Here is a 21,475-nt window from a genome sequence, read left to right as displayed (position 1 = left end):
CAATACGGATACCCTCACACAAAGCATGAATACGGCTTTTCGTGAGTTACGTCTCTCTTTTGTTTTCTTTCAAAGTGAATCGTAGGGAAAAGCGTGGCTGTTTAGTCGCCCACCAAGGCCTGGAGAGCGGCAAAGCTGCCTTCCAGTGTTTCAGACTGGGCAACATGCTGCTGGAGATAGTCGCGGATGGGGCCGATCATCTGCAGGGCCTGATCGATCTCCTGGCTGGCTCCAGCCTGGTAGGCGCCGATGTTCACCATGTCCTCAACACGCTTATAGGTGGCAAGCATTCGGATGAATGTCCGCCCGGCTGCAATGGCCTCGTCGGGGGCGACGTCTGTGCGCAGACGGCTTATGCTCTTCAACACGTCGATGGCCGGGAAGTGTCCCTGGTCGGCCAGTTCGCGCGTGAGCACGATATGCCCATCCAGGATGGAGCGGGTCGCATCGGCGATGGGTTCGTTGAAATCGTCACCATCCACCAGCACGGTGTAGATGCCGGTGATGGAACCTACGGTGTTACGCCCGGCGCGTTCGAGCAGCTTCGGAAGGTGGGCGAAAACAGAAGGAGTGTAGCCCCTGGTGGTTGGCGGTTCGCCCGCAGCCAGACCCACTTCGCGGCCGGCCATGGCGAAACGTGTCACGGAGTCCATCATCAGGATGACGTCGCCGCCCTGGTCGCGGAAGAACTCGGCCATGGCCGTGGCGGCGTAGGCGGCGCGCATGCGCACCAGCGGGCTCTGGTCCGAGGTGGCCACAACCAGTACGGATCGGGCCAAGCCTTCTGGCCCCAGGTCCTTCTCGATGAATTCCAGGACTTCCCGGCCACGTTCGCCTATAAGCCCAATGACGTTCACATCCGCCTTGGTGTTGCGGGCGATCATGCCCATGAGCGTTGATTTGCCAACCCCGGATCCGGCCATGATTCCCACACGCTGACCCTTGCCCAGGGTCAAGAGACCGTTGATGGCCCGTACTCCCACGTCCATGGGTTCTGTGATGCGGGGTCTGGCCAGCGGGCTGGGCGGATCGCCGTAGAGCGGGTAGTAGCGCCTGGGGTCGATGGGGCCCTTGTCGTCGATGGGGTTGCCGAAGGCGTCAATGGTGCGGCCCAAAAAACGCCTACCCACTGGCAACAGCGGGGGGGTGGCCGTGTTCTGGACCAGACAGCCCTGGCTTATGCCACGCAGGTCGCCGTAGGGCATGAGCAGGCAGGAGTCGTCGCGAAAGCCCACCACCTCGGCGGGCACTCCCTCATCGTGTCCTCCCTCGCCAAGCAGCCGGCAGACGGCTCCCAAAGGGGCTTTGATTCCTTTGCCTTCAGCGATGAGGCCAACAACTTTGCTTACCTTGCCGTAGGTGCGGACCGGTTCCAGACCCGAGAGCAGTGAAATGCAGGCAGGGGCGTCCATTCCTACGGCTGCCCATCGTTGAATTCGACCCGGTCCAGAAGGTCGGAAATCTGTTCAAAGCGGGTGTCCAAGGTATTGTCCACCATGCCTGCCTCGGACTCCAGGCGGACTCCGCCCGGGGCCATGTTGGGATCGGTCTTGATCCTCCAGGCGCCAAGCGTGGGATGGACCTTTTTGGCTTCCTCCAAAAGCTGGGCGGTGGCCGCTTCATCGCTTGGGTTCACCAGGATGGTAAACCCGGCACGGGTGTCCAGCAACTCAATGGCCTGATCCATGAGGTTGCCCAGAATTTCATGATGTCGCAGGGAAAGCTCGGTATGGAGTGTTTTTTCCACAGCGAGCTTGAGTAATGATGCGAACTCCTGGCGATGTTTGCCCCAAAGAGCCTGCCGCTCCTTTTCAAGGCTCTCAAGCAGTCCGGCCAGATTCGCGCCCATGCCGGCAAGTTCCGCCTGGCAGGCCTGGCGGGAATCGGCCAAACCTTGCGCAAGGCCTTCCTGGCGGGCTTGTTCGCGTATCACTTCAGCTTCCGCCATGGCCTGGCCAAGGATGTCCTTGGCCTTGGCTTGGGCCTTGGCCCGGACTCTGGCCCAGAAGGCCAGCTCGGTCTGCTCGTCCAGCACCTGGATCTTGGTGCCTTCAATCTCGTGAACGGTCATCTCGGACGGGCCGGCGGACCCAACGCTCATGACCACCCGGGCGTTTCCGGGCAGGAATGCGCCGGTTTCAACAGTGTCCTGGTTAGATGAAGACATCGCCGCCGCCTCTGCCGATGGCTATCTTGCCTTCGGCTTCCAGCCTTCTCACGGTCTTGACCACGTTCTGCTGGGCAGCTTCCACATCGGCCAGGCGAACCGGGCCCATGATCTCCAGGTCTTCCCGGATCATGGTGGCGGCACGCTCGGAGAGGTTCTTGAAGAACTTGTCCTTCAAGTCGTCGGAGGCGCCCTTGAGTGCCTGGGTGAGTTCCTCGTTGGAGACTTCCTTCAGGAGTTCGCGGATGGAGCGGTCGTCCATGGCCTTGATGTCCTCGAACACGAACATGAGGTTGCGGATGTCCTCGGCCATCTGCGCCGATTCCTCTTCGATCTCGGAGAGGACTTCCTCTTCGGTGGCGCGGTCCACCGAGTTGAGGATTTCGGCCACGGCCGGCACGCCGCCCACTTTCTTGCCTTCCTTGCCACCCATGGCGATGAGCTGGCTTTGCAGCACCTTGTCCACTTCCACCAGCATCTCTTCGGCAACGGCTTCCAGGCGGGCCAGGCGCATGAGCACTTCGGCCCGTACGCCTGACGGCAGGTTCTGTAAAAGTTCCGCCGCCTGGTCCGGATGGAGGTGGCCAAGGATGAGGGCCAGGGTCTGCGGATGTTCGCTCCTGAGTATCTGGGCCAGTATGCGCGGAGAGACATTCTCCAGCTCCTGGAAAGGCGTTGGGCCGGAGGCGATCTCCAAGGAATCCAGAATGTACTTGGCTGTGTCGGCGTCGAGGGATTTGCCGAGCATCCGCCTGACTGTGTCCGGACCGCCGACGAGCATGTCCAGCCCGTACTGCAGGGACTCGTTGAACTCCTTGAGCACCTCTTCGACGCCTTCCTTTTCCACGGTGTCGATTTCGAGCATGGCTTTGGAGATGCGGGCGATTTCGCCGCGATCCATGCGCTTGAACACCTCGGAGCAGAATTTGTCGCCGAGCGCCAGGCAGAGCACTGCGGTCTTTTGCGGTCCGTTCAGGGCCATGATTTATGCGGCCTCCTGCTTAAGCCATCCACGCAGGACCAGGATGGCCTGCTCCGTGTTTGTTTCGAACAGCTGCTGCGCCAGGGCCTTGGCGTTCTCAAGCCGTTTGGAGATCTCCAAAAGTTCCGTTTCTTCCTCTTCCGGCTCCGCCAGGGCGATGCGCCTCTCGGCTTCTGGCAGACGGCTGATCTGCTCGATCTCCTCGCGGGTGACCCTGGGGCGAATGAGAGCCATGACCACGGGCCTGACCACCAGAATCAGGAAGAGGAACACCAAGAAACCGTTCAGGAAGGGCTTGCCCAAACGCTGGGCGTATTCCAGCATGTTCTGGGTGAGGCTTGGCTCGCCCATGATCTCCCGGTCACCGAAGGACATGCAGCTCACTTCGATGGAGTCGCCCCGCTTGGAGTCGATGCCCACGGCTTGGGCCACGGCCTGCTTGATGCGCTCCAGGTCTTCAGCCGGCCTTGGAATGAACTTCGGCTCCTTGCTGTTCGGATCCTGAACGTAGTCCACGATAACCGCGACGCTCAAACGCTGCAACTCCCCGGAAGGCGCGACGACTTCCTGCTGCTCGGCGTCGATCTCGTAGTTGGTGATGCGCTTTTCGGAGTTCTGGTCCACCTTGTTCTGGGTGCCGGTGAATCCGTCGCCCCGGAAGTTTGTTTCCGGAACCGATCCGTCCACGTTTGCCTTCTGGTTGGTGGAGGATTCTTCCCGGGTCTCGGAACGGACCACGGTCTTGTTGGGATCGAAGGACTGGCGCTTGGTGACCCGCTGGGAGAAGTCCAGGCTGGCGGAGACCTTGGCAATGGACTTCCCGCCGCCCACGATGGGGGTCAGGAGCTCTTCAATACGGCGTTCGACGTTCTGCTGGTAGTTGTTGCGGAATTCGAACTGGGTGCTGGTGAGGCCGTCTATGCTCTGGCCATCTTTGGCCTGGAAGACGATCTTACCTGCGGTGTCGGTGATTGTGACCCGGTTCGGCTCCAGACCTTCGACACTCATGGCCACGAAATTGACGATGCCCTGGATTTGTTTTTGCTCAAGCTTGGCACCGCTTTTCAAAGTGAGCACCACCGAGGCGCTGGGCTTGCGCTGCTCCTCGATAAACAGGCTCTTCTGGGGCAGCACCAGGTGGACCCTGGCCTTTTCCACCTGTGGGAATTCAGAGATGGTGCGCGAGAGTTCGCCCTGAAGGGCCCGCTGGTAGTTGATTCTCTGCACGAAGTCGGTCTGCCCAACCTTGGTTTCGTCAAATATCTCATAGCCAAGCCCGGCGCCTCGCAATTTGCCCTCACCCGCCACCTTGAGTCGAGTCTCGCTGACCTGGTCGACCGGGACCAGCACGGTCTGGCCGCCATCTTCAAGCTTGTAGGGTGTCTTGTTGGCTTTTAAGAGCTCCATGACCCGGTTGGCGTCGTCCTGGGAGAGCTTGGTGAAGAGCACCTTATAGTCGGGCTGGTTGATCCACACGATCATCAGCACGAAAGCCGACACCACCGAAACGGCGATGCCTGCGAAAAGTATCTGCTGGGCCAGGGTGCGGCCTGACCAGAAGCGGGTGGCCTGATCCAGAAGGGATTTGAGGGCGACGGGCATGACGGGCTCCTTGCGTTACCAAGCTAGAAAGGCATTTTCACCAGTTCTCTGTACATTTCCAGAACCTTGTTGCGCACGCTCGAGGTCATGGACATGGCCAGGCCGGCCTTCTGCAACTGGATCATCAGTTCATGGACGTTCTGGTTTTCGCCCGTGGCGAAAGAGGCCACCATCTGGTCCTTCTTTATCTGCTCGGCGTTGACTTCAGCCACGGAATTCTTGAGGGAATCAACGAAACTGGTTTTCTTTGTGCCGGTTCCGAAGGCTTCGGCGACTTTCTTCTCGACACCGGCCACGCCCTGGGTGGTTTGGCCCATGGCGGCGCGGTAGGCGTTTATAGCGACGGGATTGATGGCCATGGTCATGTCTCCTAGCGGCTGATTTCAAGGGCTTTGTTGTACATGGCCTTGATGGTGCTGATGGTGGAGGTGTTCGCTTCGTAGCTGCGGCTCACCTGGATCATGTTGGTCATTTCTTCGACCACGTTGATGTCGGGATATTGAACATAGCCGTTCTGGTCCGCGTCGGGATGCCCGGGTTCGTATACCTGCTTGGTGGGGCGGTTGTCGTTGACGATTCCGGTAACGCGCACGCCTTGAAGATCCTGGGTGAGGGCAGCGTTCATGGCCTTGCCGAACGGGGTGACCTGGGTGGACTCAAGGGCCACGGACTTGCGCTGGTATGGACCCTCCCCATTGGCCGTGCGCGTTGTCTTGGCGTTGGCCAAGTTCATGGCGATCACGTTCATGTAAGTGCGCTGGGCGGAAAGCGCCGAACCGCCGATGTCAAGTGCGGTCATGAAATCCATGGCTACTTACCTCCTTCCTGAATGATCTTTGTGATGCCTTCGAATCCCTTTTGCATCACAGTGGTCAGCGCGTTGTACATCAGGGAATTCTTGGCCATGGTGGACATCTCCTTGTCCATGTCCACGGCGTCGGCCCCGTAGATGGTGCGGGGCTTGAATTCCTTGGCAACGCTGCCTTCGAACCCCTGTGCGTTGAATGCCACTGGGATGTGCTTGGTGTTGGTCCGGGTCAGGGCTCCGCGCATTTCGGCGGTGCCCACGGCCTGCTGGAGGGCGTTCTCGAAGTCGAGAGTGCGGGCCTTGTATCCAGGGATGTTGATATTGGCCAGGTTGGACATGACGAGGTTTTGACGCTCCAGGCGCATGTCCATGACTTTGGCGAGCAGATCCGTATTCGTTCCATATATGCCCGGCATGGCGTAACTCCTTGCGTGGCGGCCATTTTTGCCGGGTGGGTTCCACCTGGCGCGGGCCGTCTCGGCACATCCACAAGCAACTCCTGTTCCAATGATGTAATACAATGAAATTAAAGCATAATTTATGGTCAGGCCACAGCGGCCCGTTTTCTGCTTTCTTTAAGGAAGAAGGTCAGACAAAGGGAGGAAATTGCCTGAACAGTATGTTGGCACGCATGTTGCTTAACGAATCTCGCCGGTATGCCTTTCCCCGGGAGGGAATTTGTAGGGAGCCGGCTTGGAAGGGGAGACAGGAGGCCAGGAGGGCCCTCCTGACGCGAAAGCGAATCGACGGACACCTTGCACTGGAGAGATTATTGGCAAGGCAGTCCATGTACCGGAGGGGACAGTCATGAGCGGCCATTTAGACTACGAAATCAACAAGGAACTCGGTGAGTGCTACTTGTTCATGGGCGACCTGGACAAGGCCGAAGAGTACTACCAGAAGGCCATGAACTCCAACGGCGTCCATCCAGACCCGTACATGGGGTTGGCCACAATCGCCGTGCACCGCGGGGAGCTGGACAACGCCTACGCGTTCTACCGCAAAGCGGCCAACGTCGAGGCCAGCGACAAGCCGTTGTCGGGCATGGCCATGATCGAGATGGAGCGGGGCGAGCACGCCAAGGCATTCGACCACTTCTCTCAGGCGTTGGAACACAACCCGGAGAACATGGTGGCGCTCTACAGCCTCATCAGGCTGGGCCACGCCATCGAGCGGTTGGACGAGGTGGAGCCTCATCTCGAGAATTACCTGGCCATCGATCCCTTGAAGCACGACATCAGGTACGCCCTGGCAGGCTGCCTGGTGAAGGCCGGCCGCGACGCCGACGCCAAGGCCCAGCTGGATAAGATCCTGGAGCACGAACCGGGCCATGCCTGCGCCGTGGAACTCAAGGACCACCTGGAAGCCAAGGCTGCCTAGGGCGGAAAATTTCGACCAATCTCCCCTCCCCCATTGGTTCCCGGTCCGGTCCGCTCCCGGCGGCCGGACCGGGAATCAACCTAATAACAGAGGGGAGGAAGGAACTTGGTTGCAAAGCGTGGGCTATTTTGGCACTGCCAAGCCAAACAAGCGAGGCAGCCATGGATCTATTGCCCATTCGCAGGGCCATTCTTTCCGTCACTGACAAGTCGGGTCTGGCAGAGTTTGCCGCATTTCTTCACGGGAACGGCGTTGAGCTGGTTTCCACCGGCGGCACCAAGAAAGCCATGACAGACGCCGGGCTTCCGGTCACGGCCGTTGACAAGGTCACCGGTTTCCCAGAAATGCTGGGCGGCCGGGTCAAAACCCTGCACCCCAACATCCACGCCGGCATCCTCGCCGACAAGGACAATCCCGAACATCTGGACACGCTTGAGAAATTCAAGCTCAAGCCCTTCGACCTCATCTGCGTCAATCTCTACGACTTCGCCAAGGCAGCTCAGGCCAAAGCCTCCCTCAAGGACGCGGTGGAGCAGATCGACATAGGCGGTCCCACCATGCTGAGGGCTTCCGCCAAGAACTTTCATTCCATCCTGGTTGTTCCCTCCCCCGAATACTACGGGCGCATTACCGATGCCCTCAAGGCCAACGGCATGAGAGCTCCTCTCGCGTTGCGCCACGAGATGGCTGTGGAGACCTTCAAGGCCACGTCGGCTTACGATGCAATGATCGCAGGATACCTGGGGCAGGCGTAGTCAAAAAACCTGAGGATGCCTCCGGCGGCCAAAGGAACGTTGTTCCTTTGGAATCCTGTGTTGCTTCGTATCGATCGATGCGAAGCAAGCTGTGAATGCGTAGAGGCGGGAAGCGCGGCTTTGCGTGCTTCCCGCCTCTTGCGTGTTATATCGTTGGTTGGGGATCCATCCTGGTCTCAGGACCGCTCACGAATCCCACGAAGCAGTTGCCGGGGGGCGGTCGCTATTGCTTGGCCGATAGGATGTCCGAGGACACCTCGGTGACGTTTGCGGTGCCGGTGAGCAGCATGGCCGAGACCAGCTCGCTCTGCATCTTCTGGAGCCAGGCTGCCACACCTTCGACGCCTCCGCCGAAAGCAGCGACGGCCATGGGGCGGCCCACCAGGGCGGCGTCGGCTCCCAGGGCCAGGAGCTTGAGCACGTCGGCGCCAGTACGCACGCCGCCGTCAGCCAGGATAACGGTGCGTCCCTTCACCTTGGCGGCGATGTTGGGCAGCACCTCGGCGGCTCCTGGGGTGTGGTCGAGCACGCGTCCGCCGTGGTTGGAGACCACGATGGCGGCGGCTCCAGCGCTGACGGCCAGTTGGGCCTCGTCCGGGGTCATGATGCCCTTGACGATGAAGGGCAGGTTGGTGGAGGCGGTGATCTCCTTGAGTTCCATGAAGGTCTTGGGACCCACGGGCTGGCCTTTGAGGGCCATGGTGATGAGCCCGGCCCCGTCCACATCCATACCCACTGCCACGGCCTTGGCGGCTTCGGCGTCGCGGATGAGGGAGAGCACTGCGTCCTGGGCGCGGGGTTTGATGAAGGGGATGCCATGTCCGTCATGGGCGGCGATGGCCTTGAGGCCTCCCGCGTACATGGCGGGGTCGGCCCCGTCGCCGATCATGCCCATGGTCCCTGCGGCTTCGCAGCCGGCGATGATGATCTCGCTGTAGACGTCCTCGGCAAGCTTGCCGCCCATGTTATAGACCACTCCCGTCATGGGAGCCGCCAGAATGGGCAAGGACAGGGTCCTGCCGAACAGGGTGGTGGACGTGTCGGCTTGCTTTACCCCATGGATGGTGCGCATATTGAGCCGCCAGGACTTGAGAGCCTCAAGGTTGGCGAAAAACGCGGAGCCGGAGCCGGCCCCGCCCATGCCCGGCACTTCTCCAGCGCAGGCCCGGCCGTCGCAGACCGGACACACCCGGCAGTATCCCTTCATTTCCTCTCGTGCCTTCTTGCGAAGAGCGGCCAAATCCATATCTCGAACCTCCGTTTTGGGCGATTAAAAGACTAGATCAGTGCATGGGTATGTCACTGGAAGGTTTTTTTGATTTTCTCAACAGCAAAACCGCTGGAATGCATACCAGGGCGAGAATTCCGAGCAAGCGAAAATTATCGATATAGGCCTTCAGGGTGGCCTGCTGGCCTAAGAGTCCCTGGAGAACGGCCAGGGCCCGTGTCTTGGCCAGAACCGGGTCGCAGCTCTGGGCCATGAACGCGGTGATGTTCTGGAGATACTCCTGGAACAGGGGGTTGGTGGCGTTCATGTTGGCGCACAAGAGGGTCTGATGGGTTTGCGCGTCACGAGCGAGCAGAGTGGTGACTATGGAGATGCCGATGCCGCCACCGATGTTGCGCATCAGGTTGAAGATGCCCGAGGCGTTCCCCATCCGCTCCACAGGCAGCCCCCCCATGGCGGTGGTGTTCAGGGGGACGAAGATGAGCCCTAGGGAAAGGCCCATGATAACATTGGGCCAGGTAAACTGGGATTGGGTGATTTCCAGGTTGATGCCGGTGAAGTGCAAGGATGACCCGGCCAGAATAACGAAGCCCGTGCCGATGAGAATTCTGCTGTCCACTTTGCCGATGAGTTTGGCCACGATCATCATGGAGAAAACGGCCCCAATGCCACGCGGACTCAATGCCAGGCCGCTGTCCAAGGCCGAATAGCCCATGAGGCCCTGCAAAAAGAGCGGCTGCAGCGTGATGGTGGCGTAGAGCACCATGCCTAAAAGGGTCATCATGGCTGTGCCGATGGCGAAATTGGCGTTTTTAAGGACTCGCAGGTCCACGATGGGGTGCTCAGCCTTGAGCTCCCAGATAATGAAGGCGACCATGGAGACGAATGAAATCAGCGAGAACCAGACTATCCAAGGTGCTTCAAACCAGTCTTCGCGTTGGCCTTTGTCCAGAACGATCTGAAGGGTGGCCAACCAGAGGGCCATGATTGCGAAGCCGATATAGTCAACGCCGCCGGCCTTGTCCCTGGCTTGCTTGAGATAGGGCGGATCCTCTACGAAAGCCTGGCACATGATGAAAGCCAGCACCCCGATGGGCAGGTTGATGTAGAACATCCAGCGCCAGGAATAGTTGTCCGTCACCCAGCCGCCCAGAGTGGGCCCGATGATCGGGGCCACAACCACGCCCAGGCCGAAAATCGCCATGGCCACGCCCCTTTTTTCCGGCGGAGCGCTCTCCATCAGAATGGACTGGGAGAGCGGCTGAAGCGCCCCGCCCGACGCACCCTGAAGGATGCGGGCTATTATGAGCATGGGCATGCTGGTGGCTGCTCCGCACATGGCCGATGCCAGGGTGAAGAGCACCACGCAGGTCAGCAGGAAGCGTTTGCGGCCGAACCGTACGGCGAGCCAGCCGGTCATGGGGAGTACTATGGCGTTGGAGACCAGATAGCTGGTGAGCACCCAGGTGGCCTCGTCCTCGCTGGCGGAGAGGTTGCCGGCCATGTGGGGCAGGGCAACGTTGGCCATGGTGGTGTCCAGCACCTCCATGATGGTGGGCAGCATGACCGACATGGCAATGACCCAGAGGTTGACAGAGGGACGCCAGGGGGGATTCACCTGGGACATTGCCTAACGGACCCGAACCTTTGGGACCACAGACATGCCCGGTGCCAGGTGCATGCCGGACTCGGCAGGAAGCAGGTCGAACACGATTTTAACAGGAACTCGCTGCACCACTTTCACGTAGTTGCCGGTGGCATTTTGCGCCGGAAGAAGGCTGAATGCCGCACCTGTGCCGGCCTGGAGGCTGTCCACATGGCCCGTGAAATGGTGGTCCGGATACGCGTCCACGGACAAGTCCACCCTCTGGCCCGGGCGCATGCCCTTAAGCTGCGTCTCCTTGAAGTTTGCCACAACCCATATCTCGTCCTGGACCAGGCTCATGATGGCCTGTCCCACCTGCACGTAGTCGCCCGGCTCCACGGACTTTTTGGTCACCCGCCCGCTTACCAGCGCTTTGATCTCCGAGTAGGCCAGATCGAGTTTGGCCTGTTCCAGCGCGGCCTGATTCTTTTCCACTACAGCCTGCGCGGTTTGGATCTGGGTTGCTGCCAGGGCCGCCTGCGCTTCGGCCGCAGCGATGCGTTTGTGGGCTGCCTGGAGCGCGGAAGACGTTGTGCGCGAAAGAGTGTCCGCATTGTCCTTGGCCTGCTGGGAAACGGCTCCGCTTACCACGAGCTTATTGTAGCGGGTCAGATCCGTGGAGGCGTTGGCCGCCTGGGCCTGGGCAGACGCAGCGTCCGCCTTGGCCTGTTCAACAGCCGCCACAGCCGCAAGATGCTGGGATCTGGATTCCTTGAGCTTTTGTTCAGACTCGTTCAGGTTGGCCAGGGCCTGGTCTCGCTTTACCAGGAAAGTGGCGGGATCAAGCCGGACGAGAAGATCGCCGGCAGCGACCTTTTGGTTGTCCGCAACACGTACTTCAAGAACCCGGCCTGCCACCTGGGAGGAGACAGAGGTAACGCGCCCGGTGATGAAGGCGTCGTCGGTGGTCTCGTATGCCCGGGCCTGCCACCACCAGACTCCAGCACCGGCCATTGAGGCCGCCCCCAGCAGGATGAGAATCAGCGCCGTGGCCTTCCTGGGTTTAGCGACGCTCCCATTGGAAGCAGCGCTCACGGGGGAGCTAGACGTGTCTTTCATCACTTGGCAGCGTCCTCCGCACACATCCCGGAGTCGAGGCGCACCTTGGAAAGGAGGGCAATAAGGGTGTTGAGCTCATCTTCCGAAAGGCCATTCATTACCTCGGCATGTTGCTTGAACAGGCCAGGGAGCACCTCGTCCAGAATTTTCTGGCCTTCCTCGCACAATCCGATGCGCACGATGCGCCGGTCAGCCGAATCCTCCATGCGCTCGACAAGGCCATCCCGGACCATGCCCGAGAGCACTGCCGACACGGTGGGAGTGGTGACTCCAGCCATTTCGGCAAGTTTGCAGACCGGGACAGGCCCATCCACTCGGCTTAAAAGACCAAGAATCATGAATCGGCCGTATGACAATCCGAGCTTTGCCAGTTTGCGCTCCGCGCAGTGGTGGAGAATGGTTCCAGTGCGCAGGACGTGCAAATAAGCCTCGGTCACGAGGATGTTCATGGTTGGGTAGCGGGCGGCCTTCTCAAGAAGGGTTTGGTAGCTGGGAAGTTCTTTGATGATCATGCGTTCCTCCGCATTGGTTAGCCGCCTAATAATTAGGCTTCTAATGGGTGTAAAGTGGAAAATACACTTCCTTGTGGAAATGCGAGAGGAGAAAGTTACGAAGGCTAATGAATTCAGAAGGAAAAGCGGGAGAGGTCCTTTGGTGAAAGTGGTTGCCGGAAGGCGGGATCATTCCAAAGGACGTAAGAGAAGGGTGGATGCGAAAAGAGTTAAAACCCCTGTTCCAGGGGAGGATTGACGAGGGCGCAGTCAAGAGCCCCTGCCAGGGGGACTTTTGCGGGCAGGATGCGCACCTTGCGGCCTTCGAGTCGAATGCGGTCGGTGGCCAGCCACTGGAGGGCCTGGGGCAGAACGCGGTGTTCGAATTTGAGGATGCGGTTGCCCAGGGAGTGTTCGTCGTCATCTGGGTAGGCCGGGACAACCGCTTGGACGATCACCGGGCCATGGTCCATGAGCTCGTCCACGAAGTGAACGGTGCATCCAGAGACGGTTACGCCATACTCCGCGGCGTCACGTTGTCCGTGCACGCCGGCAAAGCTTGGCAGCAGGGCGGGATGAACGTTTATCACTCGCCCGTGGAAAGCGCTCAGGAATTCGCCGGAGAGCATGCGCATGAACCCCGCCAGCACCACGGCCTGGGCTCCAGCTTCCGTGATGGCCCGAATCATGGCCCGGTCGAACTCCAGGCGGTCAGGATACTCCGCGTGTGGTATGCAGATGTGCGGGAGATTGTGGTTCTTGGCCCGCTCCAGGCTGTAGGCGTCAGGCTTGTTGGAAAGCACCAGGACGATCTTCGCCTCCAGAACGCCGGCCTCGATATGGTCGATTATGGCCTGCAGGTTCGATCCTGAGCCGGACACCAGAACGGCGATGGGAAGCCCCACGATCAGACCTCTGACGCTGTTCGGGCCAAGGCCGCAGCCAGGGCCGGGATGGTATAGGCCTCGGGCTGGATGTCGGGCTCGAAACCGTGCTTCTTAAGCGTGGCCGATGTGATGGGCCCGATACAGGCGATCTTCACTTTGGTGCGTAGCGGGGCCAGACGTGTGGCTGGGATCATTTGGAAAAAATTGTCTACTGTGGAGGAGCTGGTGAAGGTGAGATAGTGGATCTCGCCTTCCTCTATGGCCGCGATAACCTCGTCAGGATCCTGCTCGGCCAGCTTGGTCTCATAGACCGGCAGCACCTCCACCTGGGCACCGGCCCGGGACAGCTCCTCGGGCAACACTTCCCTGGCCTGCGCGGCGCGGGGTATGAGCACCTTCTTGCCGCCTATCTGCAGGGCCAGAAGACCTTCCACCACGGACTCGGCGATGTACTTCTCGGGGACAAAGTCGGCCCTGATGCCACGTTCGGCAAGGGCTTGGGCGGTGGCCGGTCCGATGGCCGCCACCTTGAGGCTGCCGAAGGCCCGCGCGTCCAAGCCCATGGCAGAAAGCTCGTGCCAGAAGTATTTGACCCCATTGACCGACGTGAAGACGATCCAGTCGAAGCAGGCGAGCCTGCCTGCCGCTTCACGCACGGGCGTGGTATCCACCAGGGGAACAACGTCAATGGTGGGATACTCCCAGGTGCAGGCGCCCATGTCCGCGAGGGTCCGTACCAGATCGCTGGCCTGTTCGCGTGAACGGGTGACCACCACACCTTTGCCCAGCAAGGGGCGCTTTTCGAACCAGTTGAGCTTGTCGTGCAGTTGCACAACGTCTCCAACCACCAGCAACGAAGGAGACTTGAATCCTTGCTCCTTGGCATCCCGGGGAATATCCGCCAGGGTGGAGACCATGGACCGATGGTGGCACGTGGTGCCCCAGCGCACCAAGGCTGCCGGGGTCTTGGGGTCGCGTCCGCCTTCGATGAGACGTCGGGAAATGTCGGGCAGGTTCTTAACCCCCATGAAGAAAATCAAAGTGGACGCAGCCTGGGCCAGGGCTGGCCAGTTGTGGGCGGATTCGTCCTTGGTGGGGTCTTCGTGGCCGGTGATGAAGCTTACGGAGGAGGCGAACTTACGGTGGGTGATGGGTATGCCGGCATAGGCCGGGGCAGCCACGGCGCTGGTCACGCCAGGGATTACTTCGAAGGTGAGCCCTTCTTCCAACAATTCCTCGGCTTCTTCCGCACCGCGGCCGAACACATAGGGATCTCCACCCTTGAGGCGGGCCACCACCTTGCCTTCTTTGGCCTTGGCCACCAGGAGCTTGTTGATGTCGCCCTGGGCCAGGGTGTGGTCTCCGCCCTTCTTGCCCACGTAGATGACCTCGGCGTCGGGGCGCCTAAAGTCCAGAAAGGCCTTGTTGGCAAGATAGTCGTAGACCAGCACATCGGCGGTCTCCAACACGTGCTTGGCTTTTAAAGTGATAAGTCCCGGGTCGCCGGGTCCCGCGCCGATGAGGTAGACGTTGGGCATATGTGTAAGCCTTGAAGCGGTTAGCGTTTGTCCTGCTCGAACACTGCTTTGGCAGTGGCCAGGGCGTTGAGCGAAGCCGGGAATCCGGCGTACCCGGCGATCTGCATGAAGATTTCCGCGATCTCCTCAGGAGTAAGGCCGATGTTCAGGGCGTTGCGCACATGGGCGGCCAGTTGTGGCTGGGCATGCCCAAGAGCGGCTATGGCCGATAGGGTCACCAGCATTCTGTCGCGAATGGACAACCCTGGTCTTGCGTAGACGTCGCCGAAAAAGCCCAGGATGATGTCCGTCATGCCCGGGGCCACATCCTCGAACATGGCACGCAGACGCTCTTCGTTGCCGGTATCGAGCCGGGCCAGGATGTCCCGGCCCTTTTCGATGCGATCACCGTCCACGCGCGATTATTCCTCGCGCAGGCAGCTGTTGATGGTCACCGGGTCCACGGGCACGTCGTCATGGAAGCCGGCGCGGCGGGTGCGGACCTTGCGGATCTTGTTCACCACGTCCATGCCGTCCACCACCTTACCGAACACGCAGTATCCCCAACCGTCGGGTGTCTTGGACTTGTGGTCCAGGAAGGCGTTGTCGGTCACGTTAATGAAAAACTGGGCGGTGGCGCTGTGGGGGTCCATGGTGCGGGCCATGGCAATAGTGCCGGTGAGGTTTTGCAGGCCATTGTCCGCTTCGTTGATGACCGGGGCGTTGGTGGGCTTTTCTTTCATGGTGGCGTTCATGCCGCCGCCCTGGATCATGAAATTCTCGATGACCCTGTGGAAAATGGTGCCCTCGTAGAAACCGTCATCTACGTATTTCAGGAAGTTGGCCACAGTGGCCGGGGCTTTGTCGGGATAAAGCTCAATGGTGATAAGGCCCATGGAGGTTTCCATCAGAACCATATGCGTGCGCTCCTTGCGGGGGATTTCTTTGTCCGCGCCGAATATCCCACATCAAGCAATGAGTCCATCCCTGGGATGAGAGGGACGAAGATTACTAAAATTGTAAAAAACGATGAATTTTGCGGACAGGCCTCGCTAGGGTGTGGTTAACGAATAGTTCTTAATAAGGAGAGAATAATGACCAAGGCTACATGGGAATAAGTGTTCGAGTACGCGTCCATGCCGGTTCACGGCACGCTTTCGCGTAAACTGCGCAAGGGCCTCAAGATACAAATCAACGAGGGCAAGGTCTACGAACAGGCCACTTTGTTTCTGGGTGAGGAATTCCTGCGTGTTACTGAGAAGTCAGGCAAGGAATCCATCAACACCTACTATGGCTGGGAAAAGCTGACCTGCGTGCGGACCATCGAGAGACTGAGGAATAGGCAGTCCATTCATGGTCGGTAAATATGGCCTCCTCTGCCTAAGCGGGTCATGCAGCCCGGCCATGGAAGTCACTGTTCTCTGCTTTGCTACGCGTTTAGTCCGGATATTTCCAGGCTGGGTCTCTGGGGTTCGTTTCCGGCCCGGGTCTTTTTCTGTCGGGAGGACCCTCGCGTCCGGCGCCGTCTTTCCTGGACTTTTTTGATGCGATTCGTTAACTTAGATTTGGGGCGATTCCACTTCTCTTGGGTTCCGCTGTCACTCCGAACGAGGGGAAGTAACCGTTCAAATAAGAACCGACAGTCCAGCCTGTTTAGAGTTCACATAAAATCGTGTTCAACGCATCTATGAAGCAAATTCTCCCTAAGTCGCCTCCTTCTCTTGTTTTTTCTGATGTGTTTTCGGGGAAGCACGTTCTCATCCTGGGTGGATTGGGTTTTCTTGGGTCGAGTCTTGCATTACGACTCGCACAGTTTGGCGCCCAAATCACCCTGGTGGATGCCATGATAGAAGAGTACGGAGGCAATCCGTTCAATGTCAGCTCCATACTGGACAAAATCCGCATCAATTATTGCGATATCCGCGACCGTGCGGCCATATCCTGCCTTGTCAAAGACCAGGACTATGTCTTTCACTCGGCAGCCCAGGTCTGCCATTTGAAGAGCCTGACCGATCCCTTCCCGGATATCGACATAAATATCACCGGTACGGCCGTTCTTATGGAGGCGTTGCGCAAGCACAATCCCAAAGCCAAGGTAGTGAAACTCGGCTCGCGGGGACAGTACGGCCCGGTGCTGAAACTTCCCGCTACCGAGGATAGTCCTTGTCAGCCTAAAGGGATCTACGAAATATCTCTGCTGGCGGCCGAGCACATCATGGCTTCCTACCATCGCAACCACGGGATCGCCTGCGTCCTGGCCCGTCTCACCAACATTTACGGACCCAGGGCACAGATGCGTAACAACCAGTTTGGAGTGGCCAACTGGTTCATGCGCTTGGCTCTTGAAGGCAAAACCATTCCCGTCTTTGGCGATGGCCTCATTAAACGCGACTTCCTGTACGTTGACGACTGCGTGGACGCACTGCTCTCCCTGGCGGTTACGCCTGAAGTGGTGGGCGAGACATTCAATGTAGGCCATGACCAGCCCTCTTCGTTTCTTGAGCTTGCCCAGATGATTACCGGAAACACCAAGACACGGTGGCAGCTCACCCCATTCAGCGCTGAACGCAAGGCGCAGGAGCCCGGGGATTTCTTTTCAGACATCACGAAGATTAACAAAATGACCGGCTGGCGGCCCCGGATCTCCTTGGAGCAGGGCGTGGCCCGGACATTGGATTACTACCGGATGCACAGGGAGCACTACTGGTGAACCAAGACGTTTATGTGCATCCGCTCGGGGTGTGTGAAAGCCTTAAGGTCGGGGAAGGTTCGCGGATATGGGCTTTCGCCCATGTGCTGCCCGGTGCGGTGATCGGCCGTCAGGCCAACATCTGCGACCACTGCTTCGTGGAGAACGACGTGGTTCTGGGTGATGGAGTCACTGTGAAGACCCACGTATCCCTCTGGGACGGCCTGCGCGTGGAAGATCACGTGTTCATAGGCCCCTCCGCCGTGTTCGCCAACGACAAACACCCTCGTTCAAAACGATATAAACCCTCCCTTCGGACCGTGCTGCGCCGAGGGTGTAGCATTGGTGCGGGCGCGGTGATTCTGCCCGGGATCGTGATCGGCCACCATGCCATGGTGGGCGCGGGCGCGGTGGTAACCAAGGATGTTCCTCCCTTCACCCTTGTGCTGGGAAACCCAGCCGTGCCCAAAGGGCTGGTCTGCGTCTGCGGGGCGGTTCTGGAAGGCGCCCCTGGCGCATGGCGCTGTCCTCAGGGCGGCTGGCAAGGCAGTCAGCCATCGGAAGGAATGCAATGTCCCACGGTTTAAATCCTTGCCGTCTTGCCGTGGTGGTGCCGGTTTACGGCAATGAACCCACCCTGCGCACGCTCCACCAGCGCATTCTCGACGCGACCAGAGACTTCCCGGCGGAACTGACCATCCAGTATGTCAACGACCGTTCTCCGGACAACAGCCAAGCCGTCCTGGAGGAACTCGCTGCCGGCGACTCCAGGGTTCGGGTGCTCCTGCTCTCGCGTAACCATGGTTCCTTCGTGGCCATCACCGCCGGGATCAATGAAGTCCGGGACCACGACGCCACGTGTATTATCGCCGCCGACCTGCAGGACCCGCCGGAGATAATTCCCGAACTTATCAGCAAATGGCGCGAGGGTGCCAAGGTGGTACTTGGCGTGCGGCGCACTCGGGACGATCCCTTTCTGAGCCAGCTTTTTTCCAGGGCGTTCAACTGGTTGTTTCGCAAGGCCGTGATGTCCCAGATGCCCGTGGGTGGCTTCGACCTGTGCCTGATCGACAGACAGGTGGTGGAGGTGCTTCTCCAAAGTTCGGAGAAACAGTCGAGCCTAGTGGGACTGATCCTCTGGAGCGGCTTCGAGCGGGCCGTGGTGTCCTTCGACCGGGCCAAACGACCAGTGGGGCGCAGTATGTGGACCTTCACCCGTAAGCTCGATTATGCGGTGAACTCCATCGTCAGTTTCTCGGCGCTGCCGCTCAAGGGGCTGCTTGTGACGGGCGCGGCGCTTATGGCTGCGAGCCTAGCATACATCCTGGTCGTTTTGTGCGCATGGGCCTTCGGGGGGGTGGAGCAGCAGGGCTGGACGTCGCTCATGTGCGTCCAGCTCGTAATGCTGTCCACTTCCATGGGCGGGTTAGGAGTCATCGGCGCCTATCTTTGGAACACGTTGGAGCAGGTGCGCAAAAGACCGCTGTTCATCGTGGACAAGCGACTGGGAGGGCATGCTCCTCAAACCTTCGATACAGGCCGGGTGGCGCTGTTCGATTCCGTGGCCATCTCCGCCCCTGTGCGCGGCTCGCTGGCCGAAAGCGCCGGGCGCGTCTTGGATTCCAATGCGCTCATTCTAGGGCCGGAGGTGGAGAGATTCGAAACCGTCTTCGCCGCCCAGCTTGGCCTGACGCATGCGGTGGGAGTGGCCAACGGCACCGACGCACTGACCCTGGCGCTCTGGGCTGCTGGGCTGGGCGATGGTGACGTGGTGGCCGTGCCAGCCATCAGTGCGCCAGCCACGGCAGTCGCCGTTCTGCGCGCGGGCTGCCGCCCCTGGTTCCTGGATGTGAATCCGGACACTCTGACCCTTGATCCGCAAGGGTTGAAACAAGCTGCGCCTCCCGGACTTAAGGCGGTCATCCCCGTGCACCTGTACGGCAATCCCTGCGACATGAAGTTCATCCTGGCACTCTCGCGGGAGATGGGGCTGATGGTTATCGAAGACTGCGCCCAGTCTTCAGGGAGCTTCTTTGAAGGCAAACCCTGCGGGAGTCTGGGACACTTCTCGGCGTTCAGCTTTTATCCGACCAAGAACCTTGGGGGGTTTGGTGATGGTGGGGTTGTGGCCACGGCAGACGAGGATGTGGCCCGACGGATCAGGCGCATGCGCTTTTATGGGCAGGATGACTTCGGCGAATGCGTGGATCTGGGCATCAACTCGCGCCTCGATGAAATGCAAGCAGCGCTGCTGTCGGAAAAGCTCAAGATACTGGTTGGGCAGAACCAGCAACGTAAGGAAATCGCCCGCAGGTACGACGAAGCATTGGGCGCTTTACAGCCCGTGCCCACGCTGCCGGGGCGGGCACCTCATCTCTACGTTGTCCGGGTGGCGGATCGCGAGCGGTTCCGCAGTCACATGGCTGCCGCCGGGATCGACACCGGCGTGCATTATCCTCTCGCGCTGCATCGTCACAGTTACTTGGCCGCACGATCCTTGACCCGGCCGTGCCCCAATGCTGAAGCCGCCACCAGCCAAGTGACCAGCCTGCCGTGTTATCCCGGGCTTGGGCGTCAGGCGCAGGATCGCGTCATCGAAGCCTGCCTTGATTGGGTGCGGCAGAGCTGACCATGAACAGAAAGCTGGCAAACGGTATTCTTGTCTTATCTATAGCCGTATCCGTCAGTGCTGGGCTGAGCGTGTATCCGGATGTCTTCAACAGCGTTCATTGCAATTGCATCAAACCATTTCAGCAAGATAAGGAATTGCGGCAAAAGTTCCTTTCTTGCAGCAACGTGGATCAAACCATTTTGTATGATCGTTCTCGAAATGTGAAAAGTGAACCTGCTGAAGTCGAAGGCTGGGAAATCATTTCGCCTTTGGATCCGGAATTGCCTGGGATGTTGGTGGTTGCTGTTCGCAAGGATAGGGATACGATGTTTTTTTATCCCCGTTTGTCTGGGTCGGATTCTCGCATCACTGTTTTTTCTATAAATGATCCTGGAAGAAGTAAGTTGCTTACCATGCAGGGCGGGGAAAAATGGTCCCCCATAAGCGCCCAATATGCTCTGGATCTCCGTTGTGTCGAGCATGGTTATGTCAAGGAAGAATTTTCCGCGTATATCCTCATCGAGTTGAAAGGGCGCTGGACGCAGGTTTGGCATAAAAATGGAAAAATGCTGTTTTAGCCGCCCTCGACGCATTGTCGATTTCATGTGCGCCATGGTGTTGTGCATGATCCCTGCCGCGGCGACGGTTTTTCTGGTGTCGTGCGTAACGCATGGAAAAGTGACAGACTATGTGGCCGTTGGCGGCGACGCGGCCACCTACTGGCATGAAATTGCTACATTCGTGATGGCAGGCCTGCACGGCGGGTATTATGGCTTTGAAGAGCTGACTGCAAAAGCCGCCTCCCTGGGGATTGGTACCTTTGGGAGTCATAGCATGTGGTTCACCATGTTGTACGGTAGCCTTGGAAAGGTATTTGGGTGGCACAGCTATTCGGGGATATGCTTCAATATGGGGTTCATGACCCTGGGTTTGCTGCTGATGGTTTGGCTCATGCGCGCCGATTGGCGGTATTATCTTAAAGCCGGTTCGTTTCTCGCCGCCTTTCCGTATCTCTATCTCTATTCCGGGATGATGATGCAGGAAGCGTTTCACTACGCGATGGCGTTCTTCATGGCGGGGTTGTTTTATCGAGTCCTAAGTGGGATGCCCGTTAGGCGTTACGGCGGACTTTCCAGTCTGTTGTTTCTCTCCATTTTTGTGAGCGCGCTCATGCGTTACAGTTGGGGCGTATTGTTCCTGCCCTATTTTCTCTTTGTCGATAGCCCCGGAACAGTGAAGCAGTGCGGAGCGAGCGTGGCGAAGGCCTTTGTGTCGGCCGCTGCAGCCGCCATGCTGTATGTGGTGTTTGCTGCCCCTTATCCGTACGAGCCCTTTCCTGGCAGTCTCTTTGGGGCGCAGCTCTACTCGCGGGCGCTCAGCGGGGAATGGCATCTCCTGGCCGCACACGTGCTCCTTAATATCCGGGCATTGCTCCAACCCGAACATGTGACCGAATTCCATGTGCTATTTTATGTGCAAATTGTGTTTGTCTTTGTTTGTATTCCGATAATTCTTCGTGGCTATCCCCTTAACTCCGCATAGGTGACAGGGGTGGCACTGGAGCAGGCCCTCAAGAGGCGGTCGAAGCCCTGCCCAGGCCAGAAACGGCGGTTGAATCGGTAGCAGAATTCATCGAGGTATTTTTGAAGATGCT

23 protein-coding genes are annotated in these 21,475 nt (G+C 59.0%); 8 read left to right on the top strand and 15 right to left on the bottom strand.

The window, feature by feature from the left end:
• Nucleotides 1-101: 101 nt before the first annotated feature.
• Genes HY795_06815 through flgB form a run of 7 tightly spaced genes read right to left on the bottom strand, consistent with a single transcriptional unit; the run spans nucleotide 102 to nucleotide 5,975 of the window.
• On the bottom strand, nucleotides 102-1,412 hold the full coding sequence (locus tag HY795_06815) for a FliI/YscN family ATPase (GenBank protein MBI4804930.1): 1,311 nt from the start codon (nucleotides 1,410-1,412) through the stop codon (nucleotides 102-104).
• A gap of 2 nt (nucleotides 1,413-1,414) precedes the next feature.
• Nucleotides 1,415-2,167, bottom strand: a complete 753-nt coding sequence (locus HY795_06810) for a flagellar assembly protein FliH (GenBank protein MBI4804929.1) — start codon at nucleotides 2,165-2,167, stop codon at nucleotides 1,415-1,417.
• Nucleotides 2,154-3,149 carry a flagellar motor switch protein FliG gene (fliG, locus tag HY795_06805; protein ID MBI4804928.1) on the bottom strand — a complete coding sequence of 332 codons (996 nt, stop codon included), beginning with the start codon at nucleotides 3,147-3,149 and terminating at the stop codon, nucleotides 2,154-2,156. The genes HY795_06810 and fliG overlap by 14 nt, the downstream gene beginning before the upstream one ends.
• A gap of 3 nt (nucleotides 3,150-3,152) precedes the next feature.
• Nucleotides 3,153-4,751 (bottom strand): flagellar M-ring protein FliF, encoded by a 1,599-nt coding sequence (gene fliF / locus HY795_06800; protein MBI4804927.1) that lies wholly within the window; start codon nucleotides 4,749-4,751, stop codon nucleotides 3,153-3,155.
• 23 nt (nucleotides 4,752-4,774) lie between these two features.
• A complete protein-coding gene (gene fliE / locus HY795_06795; GenBank protein ID MBI4804926.1) occupies nucleotides 4,775-5,110 on the bottom strand; it encodes a flagellar hook-basal body complex protein FliE in 336 nt (111 codons plus the stop codon).
• Between the two features lie 11 nt (nucleotides 5,111-5,121).
• Entirely contained in the window at nucleotides 5,122-5,559 is a 438-nt protein-coding gene (gene flgC, locus HY795_06790; protein MBI4804925.1) for a flagellar basal body rod protein FlgC, read from the bottom strand.
• 2 nt (nucleotides 5,560-5,561) lie between these two features.
• On the bottom strand, nucleotides 5,562-5,975 hold the full coding sequence (gene flgB / locus HY795_06785; GenBank protein MBI4804924.1) for a flagellar basal body rod protein FlgB: 414 nt from the start codon (nucleotides 5,973-5,975) through the stop codon (nucleotides 5,562-5,564).
• 391 nt (nucleotides 5,976-6,366) lie between these two features.
• On the opposite strand from flgB, the gene HY795_06780 reads away from it, so the two are divergent.
• Together HY795_06780 and HY795_06775 are read left to right on the top strand one after the other, a co-directional pair.
• A complete protein-coding gene (locus HY795_06780; GenBank protein MBI4804923.1) occupies nucleotides 6,367-6,939 on the top strand; it encodes a tetratricopeptide repeat protein in 573 nt (190 codons plus the stop codon).
• A gap of 161 nt (nucleotides 6,940-7,100) precedes the next feature.
• Complete coding sequence (locus tag HY795_06775) at nucleotides 7,101-7,694, top strand: IMP cyclohydrolase (GenBank protein MBI4804922.1); 594 nt, start codon at nucleotides 7,101-7,103, stop codon at nucleotides 7,692-7,694.
• Between the two features lie 223 nt (nucleotides 7,695-7,917).
• Here the strand turns inward: HY795_06775 and HY795_06770 are convergent, their stop codons facing one another.
• The 8 genes from HY795_06770 to HY795_06735 form a co-directional block, all read right to left on the bottom strand.
• On the bottom strand, nucleotides 7,918-8,940 hold the full coding sequence (locus HY795_06770) for an alpha-hydroxy-acid oxidizing protein (GenBank protein ID MBI4804921.1): 1,023 nt from the start codon (nucleotides 8,938-8,940) through the stop codon (nucleotides 7,918-7,920).
• Between the two features lie 37 nt (nucleotides 8,941-8,977).
• Complete coding sequence (locus HY795_06765) at nucleotides 8,978-10,549, bottom strand: DHA2 family efflux MFS transporter permease subunit (GenBank protein ID MBI4804920.1); 1,572 nt, start codon at nucleotides 10,547-10,549, stop codon at nucleotides 8,978-8,980.
• A 3-nt stretch (nucleotides 10,550-10,552) separates the two neighbouring features.
• Nucleotides 10,553-11,626, bottom strand: coding sequence for an HlyD family secretion protein (locus HY795_06760; GenBank protein ID MBI4804919.1), 1,074 nt, complete (start codon nucleotides 11,624-11,626; stop codon nucleotides 10,553-10,555).
• Nucleotides 11,626-12,138, bottom strand: a complete 513-nt coding sequence (locus HY795_06755; protein MBI4804918.1) for a MarR family transcriptional regulator — start codon at nucleotides 12,136-12,138, stop codon at nucleotides 11,626-11,628. The genes HY795_06760 and HY795_06755 overlap by 1 nt, the downstream gene beginning before the upstream one ends.
• A 209-nt stretch (nucleotides 12,139-12,347) precedes the next feature.
• Nucleotides 12,348-13,022, bottom strand: coding sequence for a phosphoribosylglycinamide formyltransferase (locus tag HY795_06750; protein MBI4804917.1), 675 nt, complete (start codon nucleotides 13,020-13,022; stop codon nucleotides 12,348-12,350).
• A 2-nt stretch (nucleotides 13,023-13,024) separates the two neighbouring features.
• Nucleotides 13,025-14,542 carry a uroporphyrinogen-III C-methyltransferase gene (cobA, locus tag HY795_06745; protein MBI4804916.1) on the bottom strand — a complete coding sequence of 506 codons (1,518 nt, stop codon included), beginning with the start codon at nucleotides 14,540-14,542 and terminating at the stop codon, nucleotides 13,025-13,027.
• Between the two features lie 20 nt (nucleotides 14,543-14,562).
• Nucleotides 14,563-14,859 (bottom strand): carboxymuconolactone decarboxylase family protein, encoded by a 297-nt coding sequence (locus HY795_06740; protein ID MBI4804915.1) that lies wholly within the window; start codon nucleotides 14,857-14,859, stop codon nucleotides 14,563-14,565.
• Between the two features lie 84 nt (nucleotides 14,860-14,943).
• Nucleotides 14,944-15,438: a peptidyl-prolyl cis-trans isomerase gene (locus HY795_06735; GenBank protein ID MBI4804914.1), complete on the bottom strand. Its 495-nt coding sequence runs from the start codon at nucleotides 15,436-15,438 to the stop codon at nucleotides 14,944-14,946.
• Between the two features lie 219 nt (nucleotides 15,439-15,657).
• Here HY795_06735 and HY795_06730 point away from each other — a divergent pair, with 219 nt between their 5' ends.
• The 6 genes from HY795_06730 (at nucleotide 15,658) to HY795_06705 (ending at nucleotide 21,363) form a co-directional block, all read left to right on the top strand.
• Nucleotides 15,658-15,885, top strand: coding sequence for a hypothetical protein (locus HY795_06730; GenBank protein MBI4804913.1), 228 nt, complete (start codon nucleotides 15,658-15,660; stop codon nucleotides 15,883-15,885).
• Nucleotides 15,886-16,208: 323 nt separating this feature from the next.
• Complete coding sequence (locus HY795_06725; protein ID MBI4804912.1) at nucleotides 16,209-17,231, top strand: NAD-dependent epimerase/dehydratase family protein; 1,023 nt, start codon at nucleotides 16,209-16,211, stop codon at nucleotides 17,229-17,231.
• Nucleotides 17,150-17,797 (top strand): N-acetyltransferase, encoded by a 648-nt coding sequence (locus HY795_06720; protein MBI4804911.1) that lies wholly within the window; start codon nucleotides 17,150-17,152, stop codon nucleotides 17,795-17,797. The genes HY795_06725 and HY795_06720 overlap by 82 nt, the downstream gene beginning before the upstream one ends.
• Nucleotides 17,782-19,839 (top strand): DegT/DnrJ/EryC1/StrS family aminotransferase, encoded by a 2,058-nt coding sequence (locus HY795_06715; GenBank protein MBI4804910.1) that lies wholly within the window; start codon nucleotides 17,782-17,784, stop codon nucleotides 19,837-19,839. Before HY795_06720 ends, HY795_06715 begins: the two co-directional genes overlap by 16 nt.
• Before the next feature lie 2 nt (nucleotides 19,840-19,841).
• Nucleotides 19,842-20,399: a hypothetical protein gene (locus tag HY795_06710; protein MBI4804909.1), complete on the top strand. Its 558-nt coding sequence runs from the start codon at nucleotides 19,842-19,844 to the stop codon at nucleotides 20,397-20,399.
• Nucleotides 20,400-20,445: 46 nt separating this feature from the next.
• Entirely contained in the window at nucleotides 20,446-21,363 is a 918-nt protein-coding gene (locus HY795_06705) for a hypothetical protein (GenBank protein MBI4804908.1), read from the top strand.
• Nucleotides 21,364-21,475 lie beyond the last annotated feature (112 nt).

Origin of the sequence: Desulfovibrio sp. (genome assembly GCA_016208105.1) — a bacterium.
Lineage (GTDB): Bacteria > Desulfobacterota > Desulfovibrionia > Desulfovibrionales > Desulfovibrionaceae > Fundidesulfovibrio.
The sequence above is the reverse complement of the archived record's forward strand: the minus strand, read 5'-3'. Positions and strand labels throughout refer to the sequence as shown.